Source organism: Microcoleus sp. MOSTC5 (genome assembly GCF_036701825.1).
GTDB classification, from domain to species: domain Bacteria; phylum Cyanobacteriota; class Cyanobacteriia; order Cyanobacteriales; family Microcoleaceae; genus Microcoleus; species Microcoleus asticus.
Genome location: NZ_JAUBRK010000062.1, coordinates 1 through 18288, shown reverse-complemented (window position 1 = coordinate 18288; position 18288 = coordinate 1). Strand labels below are relative to the sequence as shown.

The following is an 18288-nucleotide window of genomic DNA, read 5'->3' as shown; positions in this document are numbered from 1 at the left end:
AGACAATTTAGCACAGTAAGTACGGAAGACCCAATTATTTAGACACAAGTTCATTTTGCAAGGATGCTTGCAACAAATAACGACACCCATCAAGGCAATATTGTAAGCGCTCAGGGTTATCGTATAAGCGTCCTAGCAATAATGCCCCCTCGATCGCACTCAAAAGCTGTTGTGCTAGCCGTTCAGGATCGATCTCTGGCTTAAGTTGAGCGCGGCCAGCAAACAGCAAACTAGCTATTTCCTGCTGCCAGTCATCAAAAACCTGGATCAGATGTTGACGAAATGTAGGGTCATGTTCCACTAGCTCTACAATCAAATTACCAAGAAAACAGCCAGCACAAGGCTCTTCAGCCCGATGAATGGTTTCTAACTGGTCAATCATTTGAAAAAGTTGGGCGATCGCATCAGTCTGAATTTCAGCAAATAGTATAGACTTTAGCTTGCTCCACTTCCAGTCAATTAGAGCATGACCTAGCTCATCTTTCGAGGCAAAATAGTTATAGAAACTACCAGAAGAAATACCACTATGGGTTAGCAACTCTTTCAACCCAGTTGAGTGAAATCCTTGGCGGTGAATCAAATCTAAAACAGCGGACAGTACATCTTCGCGAGTACGTTTGAGGTTGACCATTAATACACGAAATCTCAACAGCGAAAGTATTCTAAGCCTGAATTAAAATTGATGAGTCCATTGCTGGTAAGCAAATCTTAGCGCACTATCTAAACCATAACCAATGACACCAATAATTAAAATTACAGCCATTAGTTCTGAATAAGACAGGCGATCGCGCGTATCCAGAATGTAATACCCCAAGCCCGCACTGACACCGAGCATTTCTGCAGGAACCAGCACAATCCAAATAATACCAATTGCCAAGCGCACACCCGTTAACAGGTGCGGCACAATCGCCGGAATAATCACCCCAGCAATTGTTTCCCAACGGGTGGCACAAAGACTTTGGGAAAGTAATAACCATCGCGGATTGACGGCTAATACGCCTGCGGTTGTGTTTAATACCAGCGGCCAGATCGCGGCGATCGTCAGCAGGAAATAAACAGGCAAATCGCCAATACCTAAAACCATAACTGCCAGAGGCATCCAAGACAAGGGGGAAATCATCCGAATAAACTGGAACAGAGCAGAAGTAGTTTGCTCTAAAGGGCGAGACAAACCCAATACCACCCCCAGGGGCACCCCGATCGCGATCGCCACCGATAACCCCACCAACATCCGGCGCAAACTCGTTGTGATATGGGGAACGATCGCACCTGTGCCAAATAGCTGTATTAAGGCGACGAGAGTTCGCTCTGGGGAAAAATCAGCTACAGTCGGATCGCTGTGCCAAAGTGGAGTTGTCAACAGCCACCAGATTAGGGAACCACCGAGAAGCCCTGCTAGAGGTAGAGGAAACTTAAACTTGAAAGATGATTTGAGAGGAGTAAGAGTGGATGTCATAAATTTAATTTAGATGGCGATCGTCTCAGAGCGAGAGAAGTTATCCTGTAAACCAAAAGTCTTTAATCCACCAACCTGTTGTATCGCTTGTTTAACGAAGGAATCATCTACCAAATCTTTGGCAACCTCCTTCGGATCTAGCGCTTGCAAAAAAGCCATATCTCCCTCAACCTGAGTATCTTTTAACAACCGCACCAATTCTTCTGTATAAGAAGGAAAAGGATAGGGCTGGAAATCAATGCGATTAATGCCCCAGTCAGGATGCACAATAGCGCCCTGCTTGCCGTACACCTCTTTTTCGTAGTAAGTCAGGGTACGTTTCAGTACAGGTAAAGGATGGGGTGTATATTTGCCGCTACCATCTTTTGACAAAATCTGGGCTGTTTCTTCGCGATTGTCTCGAATCCATGCCTGAGCTTTAACAATTGCATTAACCACACTCTGCGTCCATTCTTGACGTTGGGTAAGATCGTCTTCATGTAGAAAGACAACGCAGCAAGCATGATTTTTCCAGACATCTCCCGTAAAGCGGAGAATTTTACCCGTTTTCAGGTTTTCAGCCGCCGCATTAAAAGGTTCTGCCACAATGTAACCCCCGATCGCCTTATTTACCAGTGCTGACACCATATCCGGCGGGGGAAGCACGACCAAATTCACTTCATTGGCGGCTACTTCTGCATCTTTTGGTTTTCGGGTAACTATCAATCCGTTTTTCTTCAGCACTTGTTGCAACACAACGTTATGGATGGAGTACCAGAAGGGAATAGCGATCGTTTTCCCACCCAAATCTCTCACCGTTTCTACTTCAGGCAAAACCGTGAGCGCAGATCCGTTAACGTGGTTCCAAGCCACAACCTTAGCAGGAAATTTGCGCCCATAACGCAGCGATACCGTGATGGGTGATAGCACATGAACTACATTCACCTGACGGGCGAGAAACGCTTCTACCACTTGCGCCCAAGAGCGAAAGAGGCGCGGTGGTTCAGCCGTTAAGCCCTCTGCTTCATAAAGCTTTTTAGCGTGGGCAATTAGCAAGGGGGCTGCATCAGTAATCGGTAGATAGCCAATCTTTACTGGTTGGTCAGCGCTGGATTTGCTAGGAGTGGGGCTAAGACTATTCCCTGCTTGGCGTGGAGTTGATTGGCAACCATTGGCTGCTAAAGTTAAACCTAGAGAAGTAGAAAATAGACCCGTCATTTTTATAAAATCGCGCCGACTCATACCGCAGCAGGCACAGACATTAGGCAATGTCATAATTTAGTCTCCTATAACAGCATGAGGAAGATTGGCAGATGTATCCATCACGGTGGATAAAGCCTCTAAGATGGTGAATCGAGTTTCACTTAGGGTATGGGCTTGCTCAAATCGGGGCTTAGGTTGGGTGATGTCCCAAGTTCGGTAAATTCGCCCTGGATGTCGCGCCATTAATACGACGCGATCGCCTAGTAGTAGCGCTTCGTCAATATCGTGTGTCACCATCAAGACTGTTGTTTGTTGTTGGGTAATGATTTGCAACAGCAAAGCTTGCATATCCAACCGAGTAATTGCATCTAGGGCGCTGAAGGGTTCGTCCAGTAGCAGCAGTTGGGGGCGACGCGCCAGTGTTCTTGCTAGTGCTACGCGCTGTGCCATCCCCCCCGACAACTGATGTGGATAACTGCGCTCAAACCCCTGTAGTCCCACCTGGGCGATCGCGACTGCAATGCGCGATCGCAGTTCTGGCTTTGTTAGCGATCGCATCTGTTTTAGCCTCAGTCCAAAAGCAATATTTTGGGCGACAGTAAGCCAAGGCAACAGGCAAGGATCTTGAAACACAACGCCTACTTGAGGATGACTTTTACGGACTGGAATGCCGTGCAGGTATATTTCACCGCGATCGGCTGTCTGCAAACCTGCGATCGTTGCTAGCAGGGATGACTTACCACACCCACTCGCACCCAGCAAACAAACGACTTCACCAGAGTGAACCTGTAAGTCAATACCATCGAATGCAGTCAAATACCCCTGGCGAGTTTTGTACTGCTTCTGCAAATTTTGGACTGAAAGCAGAGGAGTCGCCCGATCTTGCCAAGTTTCATTCGTTAGTGATGCAATAAAAGGCTTGCTCATATCCGTTAGAGGAAAGGGGAACAGGGGATGGGGAAAATCGGAAGAAATTTTCCCCAATTAGTAATTAGCCATTAGTAATTAGCCATTAGTAATTAGCCATTAGCCATCAGTAACTAGCCATTAGTAATTAGCCATTAGCCATTAGCCATTAGCCATTAGCCATTAGCGGTTGCTCTAGATGATGCAACATCTTTTTGAGTTGTTTAATTGCTGGTGTAACGATCGCCACAAAGTATGCTTCGCGCAGTCGTCTTGCTGGTTTAGAACCCTGTAAATAGGCGCGTGCACCGACATGGAGCATGGCAGCATTAGCAGCTCGCAATGAGAGTTCAGACCCAGTAATCCGCAACTGAATTACCTCTTTGAGCAAATCAGGAGTGATGCTTACATCTGGCTGACTCAACCGATCGGCCAGGGTGTAGGTTTTCAGACGGGCGATCGCTAGTTCAGCAGCCAGATCCTCTGCTCGATCGTCGAGAAAGCAATTGACATGACCTAAACGAGAATGAGTTGCCTCAATCATGTTGATACAATCAGCGATCAACCCTAAGCCCATCCCAACTTGTGTCAGAATAAAACCCGGACGAATTCGTTGTACATAGTCTGCACACGGTACTGCTAAAACCTGTTCGTCAGGAATAAATACTTCTTTGAAAACACAGCTAAAAGTGCCACTGCCTTCTAAGGCAATAAAGTGGGAATTTTCTCGAAGCGATAATCCAGCGAACCGATCTGAGACGATCGCCATTAAGTAATCATTCCCCTCGGAAAGTTTGGCGGCGATGCCAAAGGGTTGTCCTGTACCAATATTAGAAACCCAAGGCAATAGACCATTCAGTACATAACCATCTGGTTTTCGCTCGGCGGTGAGGGCAATTTTTTCAATCTCAGCAAAGTGTTTCATTGGGTTTGATAACCCTGTGCCACCAAGCACTTGCCCTGTTGCTATGCAGGGCAATAAATTTGTCTTGAGATAGGTATTGTCGCTGCACTGCATATACCAAGCACAGGCAATCTGACACCAAGTCATAAACCCCGTACACAAGCATTCTTCAGAGATAGCTTCAATTACTTGAATAGCTGCTTTTAAACCGTTACCCGCGCCACCAAACTCTGGCGCAACAGCTTGACCAAAGCCTCCTAATGCACCGACACGCTGCATAAAATCACGGGGATAAACACCCTCTAGATCGATACTTTGCACTTTGGGTACAAGGTCTTGAGCGATCGCGGCTTTTAATTCGGCAATCAAAGGGCTAAGGGCGATCGGTTCTTCTAAATTTTTGTTGGGAACTAATGTTGAAGCAACCTGCATAGGTCAACCTTCTTTACAAGAATGGTGAAAGAGTTAGAACTTACGCACGCAGGGCAAAAAACCTTTTCTAGAAACTGGGTTTCTGAACCAGAATTCTTCATGGTTCGCGCCGACTAAGACCAGAAACCCAGTTTTTTACAGGATATATCCACTGCGAAGCAAGCCTGTTTAAGCAAGGGATACTGCTAAATTGACAGGGTTGCGGAGTGTGTTGGCTACAGGAGACCAATTATTAGAGTGAGCAACTAGAGCTTCTAAGGCTTCGCGACTGGCATCGCCTTCTAAATCGACTTTGACGCGAATATCTGTAAAGCCAAGGCGCTTTTCTGATAAATCGCCGATTCCCCAAACACCGGTGATGTTAATGTCGCCTTCTAGTTCTAGTTCCAGCTTGGTCAGAGTAATTCCACGCACGATCGCATTGGCATGAATTCCCACAGATAGGCAAGACCCTAGTGCTGCCAGTAATGCTTCTGAGGGGTTAGGGGCTGTATCTTGTCCCAGCAAGCCGGGTGGTTCATCAATGACGTGCTCTGGTAAGTCTCGTACATAGTTCAAGTTACGAAACTGCCCTTCACAGACTGTTTTGACTTTTAATGACTTGATCGTATTTGGGTTGGCTTTCGCCGTTATTGCCAGGTTTTCTAAGCCAGCCTTGCTAACTGGGCGCAGAGAGGTTTGTGTTGAAACAGTTACTTCAGTCATAATCAAGAAAATAGAACAATCTATCCAATTGCAGCGGAATTAGTTACACAGCTTTCCTTCCTGTAGCTGTCACAACTGACAGCAGAGGTAGACTCTGTATAGTACGGTGAATCAGTAGGTTTACCGTATTTTGTAAGAATCTCATAGATTCCAAAGAATGTCAATCTTTAGGCGATCGCATTTTGTGGGAGCTGAAGCAACCACAGGAGGATTGCCACCGCCAACACTATTAATTTAAAAAAGTGATTTCTGAACTTGACTTACTTGATGTGCATCTGTAAAATTTTGTTTGCAATCCAGAAAATACGGTAAATCGATAAAGTTTAAGTATTTTATAGCAAATGACAGAACCCTATCGTTTTGAAACGCTCCAAGTTCATGCCGGGCAAGAACCTGCTCCTGGAACCAATGCCCGTGCCGTGCCTATTTATCAAACAACCTCCTATGTCTTTAATGACGCGGATCATGGGGCGCGTCTCTTTGCCTTGCAAGAGTTTGGTAATATCTACACCCGGATCATGAATCCGACAACAGATGTGTTTGAAAAGCGAATTGCCGCTCTGGAGGGGGGTGTTGCGGCCCTGGCAACCTCTAGCGGTCAGGCAGCCCAGCTTTTGGCGATCGCCAATATTGCCCAAGCGGGAGATAACATTGTTTCCACCAGCTATTTATACGGGGGCACCTACAACCAGTTCAAAGTGACGTTTCCTCGGCTGGGCATTCAGGTCAAATTTGTGGATGGCGATGAGGCAGAGGATTTCCGGCAGGCGATCGACGATCGCACCAAGGCACTTTATGTTGAAACGATCGGTAATCCCCAATTTAACGTGCCAGATTTTGCCGCCCTAGCTCATATTGCTCACGAAAATGGCATTCCCCTGATTGTAGACAATACGTTTGGTGCAGCAGGCTATCTCATCCGTCCCATCGAACACGGTGCTGATATCGTGGTGCAGTCTGCAACTAAATGGATTGGCGGACATGGCACCTCAATCGGCGGTGTCATCGTTGATTCCGGCAAGTTCGACTGGGGAAATGGCAAGTTTCCTGTGTTTACAGAACCAGCTCCGGGCTATCACGGCCTCAATTTCCAAGAAGTTTTTGGCCCTCAAGGCTCATGGGGCAATATTGCCTTCATTATTCGTGCCAGAGTCGAAGGACTGCGGGATTTAGGCCCTACTCTCAGTCCCTTCAATGCCTTTTTGTTTTTACAGGGATTGGAAACCCTTTCCCTACGGGTACAACGTCATGTAGATAACGCCCTGGAACTGGCCCAATGGCTCAAACAACATCCCAAGGTGGAATGGGTAAACTACCTGGGATTACCAGAACATCCCTACCACGAGCGGGCTAAAAAGTATTTACAACATGGCTTTGGCGGTGTACTGAACTTCGGTATCAAGGGGGGGCTCAATGCCGGTCGCTCTTTTATCAACCAGGTGAAACTGGCAAGCCATTTGGCGAATATGGGAGATGCTAAAACACTGGTCATTCATCCCGCATCTACAACCCACCAGCAACTCACAGACACGGAACAGATATCGGCTGGTGTGAGCCCTGATTTAGTTCGGGTATCGGTAGGAATAGAACACATCGACGATATTAAAGGCGATTTTGAGCAGGCCTTTGCCGGGGTTTAGCAGTTGACATCCTCACCGCCGTAAACGGACGGTGATTCCTAAGACTCACGACTTAGGTTTCTGGTTCATAGCACCTGCCTTCACAGATTTGCTCTGTTCGGGTCTTACGGTCGCTCCACAGACTGACACGGCGAGTCCCGCCGCCAAAATATTTACACTTGCATTTACGTCTCGGTCATGCACAACTCCACAACTCGGACACTCCCATTCGCGGACGCCCAGCGGCATTTTTTCCGCAACATATCCACAGTTGGAGCATCGCTTGGAACTGGGAAACCATCGGTCAATCTCGACCAAGGTACGCCCATACCATTCGCACTTGTATTCAAGTTGTCTGAGCAATTCCCCCCAAGCGCAATTGCTAATGGCGAGGGCAAGTTTGGGGTTTTTAACCATATTCTTCACAGCCAAGTCCTCAACCGCGATCGTTTGGTTTTCGCGCACCAGTCGAGTAGTCAGTTTGTGAAGAAAGTCTTTTCTGGCATCAGCAATCTCTTGATACACGGAGGCCACTTTGAGTCTAGCTTTCTCCCGATTTTTCGAGCCTTTCTGTTTGCGACTCAAGGCTTTTTGCGCTCTCTTGAGCTTGGCGCGTTTGGCTTTAAATCCCTGGGGGTTGGCAATTTTTTCGCCCGTACTCAAAGCGACCAAGCTAGTAACACCCAAATCAACACCAAGTTTATTGGAGGATTCAGGCAATGGGGCGATCTCGACATCCACCAACAGAGAAACCGTCCATCTTCCCGATGGGGAAAGCTTAACCGTGATGGTCGATGGGCTTAACCCTTTGGGAAGCTGACGACTCCAGCGAATGGGCAACGCAAGGGAACATTTCGCCAAGTAAACTTGACCGTCTTTAAACTTAAAAGCCGATTTGGTGAATTCTGCGCTGCCCCCGTTGCGTTTTTTCTTGAACTTGGGATAAGCCGCGCGTCCGGCAAAAAAGTGGGTAAAGGCTGTTTGAAGATGCCTCAACCCCTGTTGGAGGGGAACGCAGCTTACCTCATTTAAAAACTGGAGCTCCAGAAGTTTTTTCCATTCAGTCAGCATTGTCGAAGTGTCGCAATACCCAACCCGTTTCTTGTCCTCGTACCAAGATTGGGTTCTAGCTGCCAAGGCTCGGTTATAGACAAGACGGGTACAGCCTAGCGTTTGCCTCAACAGGCTTTCCTGTTCAGGCGTTGGGTAAAAACGATACTTGAAGGCTTTCTGAGTCATGCCTCAAATTATAGTAAGTATCCTGTGAGATGCGTCGCTGAATGTAAAGCCGCCCTACAAGGACGGGGTTTCAAACCCATTTTTTCTGATGAATTATCAGCATTTCATTTCCCCCCAAAGCCAGTTTTATCAGCTCCCAGAAGCTTTTGAGCTGGAGTCTGGTAAAGATTTGATTGGAGTTCAGGTGGCCTATCGGACTTGGGGACAGCTCAATGGGGCTGGAGATAATGCTGTGCTGGTTTGTCATGCTCTAACTGGTTGGGCAGATCTGGATATCTGGTGGGAACCCCTTTTAGGGCCAGGACGGGCGTTAGATCCCGATCGCAGTTTTATTATTTGCAGCAATATACTGGGTAGTTGTTATGGAACAACTGGGCCGACCTCCATCAATCCTAAAACAGGGGCAGCTTATGGCCCAACCTTTCCTGGGATTACGATTCGGGATATGGTGCGGTTGCAAGGGGTTTTACTGGAAGCCTTGGGCGTGCGATCGCTACAATTAGCGATTGGCGGTTCTCTGGGTGGTATGCAAGTGCTGGAGTGGGCATTGCTTTATCCCGATCGAGTCCGGGCGATCGCGGTGATTGCCGCCCCCAGTCGCCACTCGGCCTGGTGCATTGGCTTGGGCGAAACCCAACGGCAGGCTATTTATACTGACCCTAACTGGCAGAATGGTTACTATAGCGCGAAACAACAACCGGATCGGGGACTGGCTGTGGCCCGCATGATTGCTATGAGTACCTATCGTTCCTGGGCTAATTTTTCAGATCGCTTCGGACGACAGGTTAAGTCCGATCGCGTTACTGAGTCATTTGCGATCGTGGATTATATGCGTTACCAGGGCAAAAAATTGGTGGAACGGTTTGATGCCAATACCTACATCGCGTTGACCCATGCTATGGACAGCCACGATCTAACCCGTCCCGATCGGGATTATCACAAGGTTTTGAGCAGTATTCAGCAGCCCGCCCTGATTGTCGCTATTAATTCGGACATCCTATATCCACCCGTTGAGCAGGAAGAACTGGCAGCCCTGATTCCCAATGCAGAACTACAATGGCTGGACTCTCCTCATGGCCATGATGCCTTCCTGATTGATATGGATGTTCTCAACAGTTTGGTCGTCAGGTTTTTATACAGATAGCAGCAGTTCTAGATGCTACTTTTTCTCCTGCGGGTGCAACTGATATATTGCCCGCGAATATTAATCAAGTAAGCAACTAGAGAAGTAATACTAAGAAAAATCTACAGAATGTGCTTGCATTTTTAAAGCCATCTGTGGAATAATAGGAGCTTGTTAGAGTTAACTACGGTATATCGGTCGGCTTATCGTATTACGCTAGTCAATAATGATTAGCTCAGCTTTTACATGGCTATTGCGTTACTTGGTTTTCAATACTTAAAATTTAGGAAGGGATAGTGTTAACCCCATTGAGAGAGAGCCTATTTCCAGCTCGATTGAGGCATTTTTGGAGCAAACTAAAGCATAGTTCGCTCCAAACCTTTGCTTTGCTTTTTGCAGTTGGCTTCAGTTTGAGTTTGACAGTTTCAGCCTGTGCTCCTACTCAGCAAACAAATTCAACTACGGCCCCAACTTCTACTGCCACATCGGTGGCCAGTTCTAACGCACAACAAAGCAATGTAATTCGGATCGGCTATCAAAAATATGGAACTCTAAGCATCCTTAAATCACGGGGAAGTTTAGAGAAACGTTTGGTTTCCCAAAGCACTTCTGTACAGTGGCTTCAATTTCCCGCTGGCCCTCAATTACTAGAAGCTTTGAATGCAGGCAGTATTGACTTTGGCCATACAGGAGAAGCGCCGCCTATTTTCGCACAGGCCGCTGGCGCACCATTGGTATATGTTGCTAACGAACCTCCTAATCCTAAAGGCGAAGCTATCTTAGTACCGAAAGATTCTCCCATCCAAGATGTGGCTGGGTTGAAAGGCAAAAAAGTTGTATTTAACAAAGGTTCAAATGTGCAATACCTAGTGGTAGAAGCATTAACAGCAGCCGGATTGAAATATAGCGACATTCAGCCTATTTATCTGCCGCCAGCAGATGGACGGGCAGCTTTTGAACAAGGTAGCGTTGATGCTTGGGCGATTTGGGACCCGTTTTTTACAGTAGGGAAACGAGCTACAGGTGCTCGCGTTCTTAAGGATGGAGAAGGGCTTGTAGCTAATCGGGAATTCTATCTAGCTGCCAAACCTTTTAACGACCAATATCCTGACCGGATCAAGGCAATTTTAGAGGAACTTCAAAAAGTAGATGAATGGGCGGCGGCTCAACCAACTGAGGTAGCAAAGCTGCTGTCTCCCGAGCTGGGTATTGACGTTCCCACCTTAGAGGAAGTTGCACGGAGACGACCTTACGGTGTCCAGCCGATTACGGATGAAGTCATTACTTACCAGCAAAAAGTTGCTGATACTTTCTTGGATTTAAAGCTACTTCCCAAACAGGTCAAAATTAGCGAAGTGGCTCAGGTAACTAAACAATAAGTAATCAGGGAGAATACGGCAAATGGAATTATTTTGGTTTATCCCAACTCACGGAGACGGACGCTATTTAGCTTCAGGAATTGGAGGGAGATCTGGCAGTTTTTCCTACTTAAAGCAAATCGCCCAAGCCGTTGACCATTTAGGATTTACGGGTGCTCTGCTTCCGACTGGGCGCTCTTGCGAAGACGCATGGGTAGTGGCTTCATCGCTAATGTCTGTAACAGAAAAAATGCGTTTTTTAGTAGCAATTCGTCCGGGATTAATGTCTCCAGGGGTAGGAGCGCGGATGGCAGCAACCCTTGACAGATTATCTAATGGGCGCTTGCTGATTAATGTTGTTACGGGCGGCGATCCGGTGGAATTAGCTGGAGATGGAGTGCATCTGAGTCACGACGCACGTTATGAATTGACGGATGAATTTTTGACAGTTTGGAGAGCAATGCTTGAAGGTAGTAACTCCACTAACGTGCGAGATAACGAAGTCAATTTTAGCGGTGAATATCTCCAAATTAAGGGTGGTAAAGTTCTATTTTCACCTGTACAAACTCCCCATCCTCCCTTGTGGTTTGGCGGTTCATCGCCAATCGCTCAACAAATTGCGGCTAAGCATATTGATGTTTATCTTACTTGGGGAGAACCGCCGCAACAAGTAGCAAAAAAAATTGAAGCTGTGAAAAAATTAGCAGCAGAACAGGGTAGAACTGTGCGGTTTGGGATTCGTCTTCATGTCATTGTACGGGAAACGGAGGGTGAAGCTTGGGAGGACGCAAATCGATTGATTAAATATGTCGATGAAGATGCGATCGCAGCCGCCCAAAAAGCTTATGCCAGGATGGACTCTGAAGGACAGCGACGTATGACTGAACTGCATACAGGCAGTCGCGAAGCTCTGGAAATTAGCCCCAATTTGTGGGCAGGAATCGGGTTAGTAAGAGGCGGTGCCGGTACTGCTTTAGTGGGAGATCCCGATACCGTTGTTGCACGAATGTTGGAATATTCCGAATTGGGAATTGAAACTTTCATTTTCTCCGGTTATCCCCACTTAGAAGAAGCGTATAGAGTGGCTGAATTGCTATTCCCCCGCTTGCCTTTAAAAAACCAACCGGTTGTAAATCAACCACAAATGTTTAGTCCTTTTGGCGAAATTGTTGCCAACGAAAAGTTTCCCACACAAAAAGAAGTTGTTTCTCCCAGCGCATCATGAACAAAAAATGGTTCAAAAATTACTATTTTCAGCAGGTAATTCCTTGGATTGTACCAATTGTGCTGATTGTTAGCTGGCAATTGTTAGTACAGGTGGGTTGGCTTTCCACAAGAATTTTGCCAGCACCAACAGGTGTTTTAAGTGCAGGAATTAGATTGGCAATTACCGGGGAACTGTTTCACCATATTGGCATTAGTTCTTGGCGGGCGCTGGTTGGTTTCATCATAGGCGGAAGTATTGGTTTGATCCTAGGTTTCCTCAATGGTATTTTTCCAATCGCCGAAAAGCTGCTAGATACTTCTGTGCAAATGATCCGTAATATTCCCCACCTTGCCTTAATTCCCCTAGTAATTGTGTGGTTTGGAATTGGCGATCAAGCGCGATTATTTTTGGTGGCTTTGGGTGTATTTTTTCCAATGTATATCAATACATTTCATGGCATCCGTAGCGTCGATGCCGGATTGATTGAAATGGGAAAAGTCTATGGCTTGAATGCCACGTCTCTTTTGTGGCAAGTTATTCTGCCTGGGGCTTTGCCTTCAATTTTGGTAGGCGTGCGATTTTCTTTGGGGATTATGTGGATCACGCTAATTGTTGCAGAAACAATTGCGGCTGACTCTGGTATCGGTTATATGGCAATGAATGCTCGCGAGTTCATGCAAACTGATGTTGTAGTTTTGAGCATTATCATGTATGCTTTGTTAGGTAAATTTGCAGATGCGATCGCCAGGAAGTTAGAAGAAAAATGGCTGGCTTGGCATCCCAATTATCAGCCAGCTTAAGTCATTAGTCATTAGTCAACAGTCATTAGTCATTAGTCAACAGCCAACATTCAAGGGTCAACAGTCAACAGTCAACAGTCAACAGTCAACAATGATTTCGGTGCAACCGGAATCGATATAAGCCTTTTGAGGCAATTGTTAAAATATTGGGGAAACGCTCGACGTTCCACCGTGGAAGCACGTTTGTATCGCTGCATTTTTGCGTCAGTAACCTTCAACCAAACAATTGAGGAAAATTCAAGCATGAGTCAAGTTCTGCAAGAAGTGCTGTCTGCTAACCGGGAATATGCTGCCAACTTTGATGACAAAGGCAATTTGCCCCTACCTCCGGGTCGTCGCTTTGCTATTCTAACCTGCATGGACGCTCGCCTCGATCCAGCAAAATATGCTGGGCTGGCAGAAGGGGATGCCCATGTCATTCGTAATGCTGGAGGACGGGCAAGCGATGACGCAATTCGATCGCTCGTAATCTCTTACAAGCTATTGGGAACTGGTGAATGGTTCGTCATTCACCATACGGATTGTGGAATGCAACTCTTTACCGACAGCATCATCCGAGAACTATTGACAAACAGCCTGGAAACCGCTTTAATCGACGAAAACGGTTGGCGAGATGTTGGGCAGGGTTCGGGTTCGACGGAAGGTGAATTTGTCGATTGGTTAACGTTCAAAGATTTGGCCGAAAGCGTGTTTGTGGATGTCAAACGAATTCGCAACCATCCCCTTGTGCCACCAACCATTCCGATTTATGGCTTTATCTACGATGTGAAAACAGGGCAATTGATTGAAGTCCCCAGCGCAACTGAAGTCGGTCGAGCAAAAGTTCCAGCGATCGCGTCATCGTAATCGACGATCGCAAAAATGCAGAATGTTTTGCGGTTTTCTCAACTATGAATTAGTGCTTTTCACGTTCTAACCATTATAGCAACTATGAGCCATTTGATTGAATACGAAGACGCAAATGCTGAAGTACGCGCAGTGTATGACGACATTCGCGCGACACGCAAAACCGAGTACATCAACAACTTTTGGAAAGCACTCGCCAACCATCCGCCTACCCTGCAACGTACCTGGCAGAATGTAAAGGAGGTGATGACGGCTCCGGGAGAACTAGATCCCCTCACCCGCGAGTTAATCTACATTGCTGTCAGCGTTACAAATGGTTGCCAATACTGCATTTCATCTCATACAGCCGCAGCGCGAGCCAAGGGAATGGATGATGCCATATTTGGGGAACTGATGGCGATCGTGGCAACCGCAAACGCTACCAATCGACTGGCAAATGGCTATCAAATTCCGGTGGATGAACAATTTAAATTATAAAGAGCGTTCAATCTTAACTACTTATAATCCATCTCTATGGCAACTGAATTAACAGTAGATGTTTCTCAGATTCCCGTTATCGATATTAGTTCGCTGGTATCGGATAATCCCCTAGATATTGTTGCAAACCAAATCCGACAAGCTTGCCGGGACACAGGTTTTTTTTACATTGTTGAGCATGGTGTAGACCAAGGCTTGCAAAACCGTTTGGAGCAACTGAGCCGTCAGTTTTTTGCTCTAGATTTAGAAACCAAAATGCAAATTCGGATGGCGCTGGGAGGTCGGGCATGGCGCGGCTACTTTCCGGTTGGAGGTGAACTGACGAATGGTAAACCAGATTTGAAAGAAGGAATTTATTTCGGATCGGAATTGAATCAAACCCATCCGGCTGTTCGATCGGGTGTTCCCATGCACGGAGCAAACCTGTTTCCAGATATTCCGCAGTTTCGCGAAACAGTGCTGGAGTATCTAGCAGTTATGACCCAACTGGGTCACGCAGTAATGGCTGGAATTGCCCTGAGTTTGGGCGAAGATGCCTCTTACTTTCGCGATCGCTACACCACCGATCCCCTGCTTTTATTTCGCATCTTTAACTATCCACCACAAAGCAATCCGCAAGGGCAATCTTGGGGAGTGGGAGAGCATACCGATTACGGTTTGCTCACGATTCTCAAGCAGGATGATTTAGGTGGGTTGCAAGTGAAGACAAAATCAGGCTGGATTGATGCTCCCCCGATCGCCAACTCATTTGTTTGTAACATTGGCGATATGCTCGATCGCCTCACAGGTGGACTTTATCGGTCTACTCCTCATCGAGTCAAGAATGTGTCAGGACAGGCTCGCCTCTCATTTCCATTCTTCTTCGATCCCAATTTCAATGCTGAACTCCACCCGATCGAAATCAAGGGAGCGATCGTCGATGACAACAAGAACGAACGTTGGGATAAAGCCAGCGTTCACGAGTTTCGCGGCACTTACGGCGATTATGTCCTGAACAAAGTTGCAAAGGTTTTTCCCCAATTGCGCCAGCAAGTTTTGTAAACAGTCACCCATTGGTGACAAATTAAGGCTCAAAGCCAGTTGTCAAGGGGATTTTCGGAGGTAGCTCAAAGAAAAAAGGTTCTCCACTGCCGACATTATAACTCTAATGTCAACTGGGGCTTAAATCCCTGCCAGATGAAAGGATAAGAAGCAAGTTCTTATCCTTGGTAGTCAGCGATCGCTTTTTGCCCTATAACTACTGCAACTATTACCAGGGGAAGACACTCATCCACTTAGATAAATGATTTTATTTCAATCGCTGCTGGCTGGGCGATCGCGCTTATTCTAAATTCCCTGCTTTCTTAACAGCTTGTTTCAAGTCTTCAAAGGTAATATTACCCTCTTCATCTCGATACGTCGCTAGCAGTTCCGCGGGGCTAGTACCTGTTTCTGCTAAAATGACTGCATTTAACCCAGGACTTAAAAAAAGCTCATTACTCGATATTTTGCCATCTTGATCGCCATCCAAGGCATTAAAAAGAGATTGAAGCTGTTGCTCAGTTGCCATAAGTTTCTATTTGAATTAGTTTTTTCAATTCAATATCCCATAATGTTGAAAAAGATGCAAGTAAAGTTACCTTTTACCCTGGCAGATACAAGCTGTTGCTGTCGTTTGGGCGTGTGCGTGTAGATACCTGGAAGTAGTCGCTACCGATTCATGCCCTAACGTCTGCTGCACCAAATGAATCGGCGCGCCCCTGTCTAGTGAATGCGAAGCGTGGGCGTGACGCAACCAATGGGGCTGACCTTTCCTGTAATCCCAGCGCGGTTCCCCAGCATCGTCTTCACCCCCGCTATTTGGAAGGTAGAAGATATCAGGTGTTTTGCTTTATCCAACATTTATCCACAAGCGGGGATTTTTAATTACCTGGTTTCCAAACTACTTCTTCAACTTTGAGCTGCTTGGGAATTAAGCCGAGTTCAAAAAAAGTATCCGCAATTTCCTGTTGCTCGGCAACCATCTCAGCTTGGATCGGTTCAAATCCATAACTCCGCCGTCGAGTTACTACATCTAAGATAGAAACATCAATTTTCAGAATGGGAGCGAGAATCTTGACTACTTCTTGGGGATTCGCATCAGCCCAAGTCGCTACTGCTTGAGTTTCTTCTCTAATTGCCTCAATGATTTTGAGATTCGGCTGAGCAAATGACTGATTAGCTAAGTAAAAATCGCGGTTAGCTGCTAGTCCTTTACTATCTTTAACAACACGAATATCTATTTCCGCTTGAGCTGCTGCATAAAAGGGGTCCCAAATCACCCAAGCATCTACTTTACCTTGTTGGAAGGCAGCTCTGGCATCCGCTGGTGTCAGGTTTATCGGCTCAATATCAGTCCATTTTATTCCTGCAGATTTCAGTGCTTTTGCTAATAGGTAATTGGCGCTAGAACCTTTGGTAAAAGCTATTTTTTTACCCCGCAAATCTGCAAGGGTTTGAATTGCAGAATTAGCAGGAACTAAAATACCTGAACTGCGGTCTTTTGGGGCGCTACCACCAATGTAAAGCAGAGGTGCGTTAGCAGCCTGGGCAAAGACTGGAGGACCGTCTCCGGTGCGGGCAATGTCGATGCTACCGACGTTTAGTGCTTCCAGCATCGGGGGGCCTGACTGAAATTCTTTCCACTCAACGGATACACCTAGAGGCTGCAAGCGTTTCTCTAAACCTCCTCTAGCTTTGACTAGGGTGAAGGGGTCTAATTTCTGATGACCGATGCGGACTACCTGAGCTTGAGTTGCTGTGGTGGAAGCGGCGGGGCTTGCAGAGCTGGTAGGGGCGGGAGTATTGTTACAGGCGGCGATCGCCCAATTCAAGCCGATTCCTAATAGAAATAGCACTGCTAGGGAAAAGTGCGATCGCCATAATTGAGCAAGGAATGAAACCAGTCTTTTGAGCATAAACAATAATATTGTTTGTTGGTAACTTTCCGATCAGAGGCTTCCAACTAATTCGGGTTTGCCAGTTTGCAGGGCACCAACAAACTCTTGCAATTGCGATCGCAGTATTTGTTCTGTTTCCTCTTCAAGTTGTACGCTTGTTTCGTCATAACTTTGGATCTGCGTGTCTAAAAGATAGACACCAGCCAAGATATGACTAGCGCCCAGCTCGGATAACACTGGTTTGAGCGCGTAGTTAATTGCTAATAAGTGACCCAACGTACCTCCGGTGGCTATGGGGAGAATAACTTTACCAGCTAAACTCTTCTGCGGTAGCAAATCTAAGTAAGCTTTGAGTACGCCTGTGTAGGCTGCTTTGTAAACAGGTGTGGCGATGATTATGCCCTTGGCTTCTACTACTAAATCATTGACTGCTTTCAAGTCTGGGTTCGCGAATTGTCCGTAAATTAATACCTCTGGCGGGAGATCGCGGACGTTGATAGATGCTGTACTTAGTCCCTCTTTCTCGACAGCGCGGCGGGCGTATTCCAGGACGGCAAAGGAACGGGATGGATGAGACGGGCTACCTGCGATCGCAACAACATTAGGCATTTAATAATCCTCCTATTTTTGACTCATTTAAAAATGAACGATTTACGGAATTGCTCCTAAATACGGTAACTCAGTCGGTTTACCGTATTTAATAGATAGTAAGCTAGCACGGTCAATTTTAAAAAGCAAGTAAGTTGAGATGTAAAGTTTGATAACTCTTATACAAATTTTGTGCGATCGCGAATCTCGGCCCCAATCAACTGTCCGGTTATTTCCCCCCAATACAGCAGACTCTCACCGGACTCAATAACAGAAACCGGTTCGCCACCGGATGCGGGTTCACCCAGAAGTAAGCAGGGTAAGAGCATCTCAATCATGCTTGACAAAAGCATTTGAGAATCTGCATCATATAGTCATTGTTCATCGCAGCCCGTTTGATTTTTTGTCGCAAACTACGTTGCAGAGTTGTTTCTTGGTTGACCGCATTAAATGCGAGCCGTCTTACCAAAGCGAAGTTCTGGGGGCTATTCAACGAACGAATGCGACATTTATCTTCATTGAAGGTCA

20 protein-coding genes are annotated in these 18288 nt (G+C 46.4%); 8 read left to right on the top strand and 12 right to left on the bottom strand.

Translation table 11 applies throughout. The features are described from left to right. Positions 1-34 precede the first annotated feature (34 nt). From QUA54_RS27125 to QUA54_RS27100, 6 genes are all read right to left on the bottom strand, one after another. A complete protein-coding gene (locus tag QUA54_RS27125) occupies positions 35-631 on the bottom strand; it encodes a TetR/AcrR family transcriptional regulator (RefSeq protein ID WP_333417316.1) in 597 nt (198 codons plus the stop codon). Between the two features lie 42 nt (positions 632-673). Then, positions 674-1456, bottom strand: a complete 783-nt coding sequence (locus tag QUA54_RS27120) for an ABC transporter permease (RefSeq protein ID WP_333417314.1) — start codon at positions 1454-1456, stop codon at positions 674-676. 9 nt (positions 1457-1465) lie between these two features. Next, positions 1466-2710 (bottom strand): ABC transporter substrate-binding protein, encoded by a 1245-nt coding sequence (locus QUA54_RS27115; protein WP_333417312.1) that lies wholly within the window; start codon positions 2708-2710, stop codon positions 1466-1468. A gap of 3 nt (positions 2711-2713) precedes the next feature. After that, positions 2714-3565, bottom strand: a complete 852-nt coding sequence (locus tag QUA54_RS27110; RefSeq protein WP_333417310.1) for an ABC transporter ATP-binding protein — start codon at positions 3563-3565, stop codon at positions 2714-2716. Positions 3566-3713: 148 nt separating this feature from the next. Beyond that, complete coding sequence (locus QUA54_RS27105) at positions 3714-4880, bottom strand: acyl-CoA dehydrogenase family protein (protein WP_333417308.1); 1167 nt, start codon at positions 4878-4880, stop codon at positions 3714-3716. 168 nt (positions 4881-5048) lie between these two features. Then, positions 5049-5585 (bottom strand): OsmC family protein, encoded by a 537-nt coding sequence (locus tag QUA54_RS27100; RefSeq protein ID WP_333102055.1) that lies wholly within the window; start codon positions 5583-5585, stop codon positions 5049-5051. Between the two features lie 341 nt (positions 5586-5926). On the opposite strand from QUA54_RS27100, the gene QUA54_RS27095 reads away from it, so the two are divergent. Then, on the top strand, positions 5927-7225 hold the full coding sequence (locus QUA54_RS27095) for an O-acetylhomoserine aminocarboxypropyltransferase/cysteine synthase (protein WP_333417306.1): 1299 nt from the start codon (positions 5927-5929) through the stop codon (positions 7223-7225). A 45-nt stretch (positions 7226-7270) separates the two neighbouring features. Here QUA54_RS27095 and QUA54_RS27090 read toward each other — a convergent pair whose 3' ends face one another. Then, positions 7271-8443, bottom strand: coding sequence for an RNA-guided endonuclease TnpB family protein (locus QUA54_RS27090; RefSeq protein WP_333417304.1), 1173 nt, complete (start codon positions 8441-8443; stop codon positions 7271-7273). Positions 8444-8531: 88 nt separating this feature from the next. On the opposite strand from QUA54_RS27090, the gene metX reads away from it, so the two are divergent. The 7 genes from metX (at position 8532) to QUA54_RS27055 (ending at position 15295) form a co-directional block, all read left to right on the top strand. Further along, complete coding sequence (metX, locus tag QUA54_RS27085; protein WP_333417302.1) at positions 8532-9587, top strand: homoserine O-acetyltransferase MetX; 1056 nt, start codon at positions 8532-8534, stop codon at positions 9585-9587. A 389-nt stretch (positions 9588-9976) separates the two neighbouring features. Next, entirely contained in the window at positions 9977-10945 is a 969-nt protein-coding gene (locus QUA54_RS27080) for a sulfonate ABC transporter substrate-binding protein (RefSeq protein ID WP_333417300.1), read from the top strand. Positions 10946-10967: 22 nt separating this feature from the next. Continuing rightward, the gene (ssuD, locus tag QUA54_RS27075; RefSeq protein ID WP_333417298.1) at positions 10968-12149 is read left to right on the top strand and encodes an FMNH2-dependent alkanesulfonate monooxygenase; all 1182 of its coding nucleotides are present in this window, start codon (positions 10968-10970) and stop codon (positions 12147-12149) included. Further along, positions 12146-12931, top strand: a complete 786-nt coding sequence (gene ssuC / locus QUA54_RS27070) for an aliphatic sulfonate ABC transporter permease SsuC (RefSeq protein ID WP_333417296.1) — start codon at positions 12146-12148, stop codon at positions 12929-12931. The genes ssuD and ssuC overlap by 4 nt, the downstream gene beginning before the upstream one ends. Before the next feature lie 243 nt (positions 12932-13174). Beyond that, positions 13175-13777, top strand: coding sequence for a carbonic anhydrase (locus QUA54_RS27065; RefSeq protein WP_333417294.1), 603 nt, complete (start codon positions 13175-13177; stop codon positions 13775-13777). An 84-nt stretch (positions 13778-13861) separates the two neighbouring features. Further along, the gene (locus QUA54_RS27060; RefSeq protein WP_333417292.1) at positions 13862-14254 is read left to right on the top strand and encodes a carboxymuconolactone decarboxylase family protein; all 393 of its coding nucleotides are present in this window, start codon (positions 13862-13864) and stop codon (positions 14252-14254) included. A gap of 36 nt (positions 14255-14290) precedes the next feature. Next, positions 14291-15295: a 2-oxoglutarate and iron-dependent oxygenase domain-containing protein gene (locus QUA54_RS27055; protein WP_333417290.1), complete on the top strand. Its 1005-nt coding sequence runs from the start codon at positions 14291-14293 to the stop codon at positions 15293-15295. Between the two features lie 280 nt (positions 15296-15575). Here QUA54_RS27055 and QUA54_RS27050 read toward each other — a convergent pair whose 3' ends face one another. The 5 genes from QUA54_RS27050 to QUA54_RS27030 all read right to left on the bottom strand — a co-directional run. After that, positions 15576-15803 (bottom strand): EF-hand domain-containing protein, encoded by a 228-nt coding sequence (locus QUA54_RS27050; protein ID WP_333417289.1) that lies wholly within the window; start codon positions 15801-15803, stop codon positions 15576-15578. Between the two features lie 66 nt (positions 15804-15869). Beyond that, positions 15870-16028, bottom strand: coding sequence for a tyrosine-type recombinase/integrase (locus QUA54_RS27045; RefSeq protein ID WP_272030862.1), 159 nt, complete (start codon positions 16026-16028; stop codon positions 15870-15872). Positions 16029-16155: 127 nt separating this feature from the next. Then, a complete protein-coding gene (locus QUA54_RS27040; RefSeq protein WP_333417287.1) occupies positions 16156-17190 on the bottom strand; it encodes a sulfonate ABC transporter substrate-binding protein in 1035 nt (344 codons plus the stop codon). Between the two features lie 33 nt (positions 17191-17223). Then, complete coding sequence (ssuE, locus tag QUA54_RS27035; RefSeq protein WP_333417285.1) at positions 17224-17781, bottom strand: NADPH-dependent FMN reductase; 558 nt, start codon at positions 17779-17781, stop codon at positions 17224-17226. A 313-nt stretch (positions 17782-18094) separates the two neighbouring features. Further along, positions 18095-18288 (bottom strand): transposase (locus QUA54_RS27030; RefSeq protein ID WP_445301593.1); only part of this gene is annotated, 194 nt, incomplete at its 5' end.

Bases quoted from the DNA above. Each gene is read 5' to 3' on its own strand.
- ssuC (WP_333417296.1), top strand. From the start codon at position 12,146: ATGAACAAAAAATGGTTCAAAAATTACTATTTTCAGCAGGTAATTCCT.
- QUA54_RS27125 (WP_333417316.1), bottom strand. From the start codon at position 631: ATGGTCAACCTCAAACGTACTCGCGAAGATGTACTGTCCGCTGTTTTA.
- QUA54_RS27060 (WP_333417292.1), top strand. From the start codon at position 13,862: ATGAGCCATTTGATTGAATACGAAGACGCAAATGCTGAAGTACGCGCA.
- QUA54_RS27120 (WP_333417314.1), bottom strand. From the start codon at position 1,456: ATGACATCCACTCTTACTCCTCTCAAATCATCTTTCAAGTTTAAGTTT.
- QUA54_RS27105 (WP_333417308.1), bottom strand. From the start codon at position 4,880: ATGCAGGTTGCTTCAACATTAGTTCCCAACAAAAATTTAGAAGAACCG.
- metX (WP_333417302.1), top strand. From the start codon at position 8,532: ATGAATTATCAGCATTTCATTTCCCCCCAAAGCCAGTTTTATCAGCTC.
- ssuE (WP_333417285.1), bottom strand. From the start codon at position 17,781: ATGCCTAATGTTGTTGCGATCGCAGGTAGCCCGTCTCATCCATCCCGT.
- QUA54_RS27115 (WP_333417312.1), bottom strand. From the start codon at position 2,710: ATGACATTGCCTAATGTCTGTGCCTGCTGCGGTATGAGTCGGCGCGAT.
- QUA54_RS27090 (WP_333417304.1), bottom strand. From the start codon at position 8,443: ATGACTCAGAAAGCCTTCAAGTATCGTTTTTACCCAACGCCTGAACAG.
- QUA54_RS27050 (WP_333417289.1), bottom strand. From the start codon at position 15,803: ATGGCAACTGAGCAACAGCTTCAATCTCTTTTTAATGCCTTGGATGGC.
- QUA54_RS27040 (WP_333417287.1), bottom strand. From the start codon at position 17,190: ATGCTCAAAAGACTGGTTTCATTCCTTGCTCAATTATGGCGATCGCAC.
- ssuD (WP_333417298.1), top strand. From the start codon at position 10,968: ATGGAATTATTTTGGTTTATCCCAACTCACGGAGACGGACGCTATTTA.
- QUA54_RS27055 (WP_333417290.1), top strand. From the start codon at position 14,291: ATGGCAACTGAATTAACAGTAGATGTTTCTCAGATTCCCGTTATCGAT.
- QUA54_RS27110 (WP_333417310.1), bottom strand. From the start codon at position 3,565: ATGAGCAAGCCTTTTATTGCATCACTAACGAATGAAACTTGGCAAGAT.
- QUA54_RS27100 (WP_333102055.1), bottom strand. From the start codon at position 5,585: ATGACTGAAGTAACTGTTTCAACACAAACCTCTCTGCGCCCAGTTAGC.
- QUA54_RS27065 (WP_333417294.1), top strand. From the start codon at position 13,175: ATGAGTCAAGTTCTGCAAGAAGTGCTGTCTGCTAACCGGGAATATGCT.
- QUA54_RS27095 (WP_333417306.1), top strand. From the start codon at position 5,927: ATGACAGAACCCTATCGTTTTGAAACGCTCCAAGTTCATGCCGGGCAA.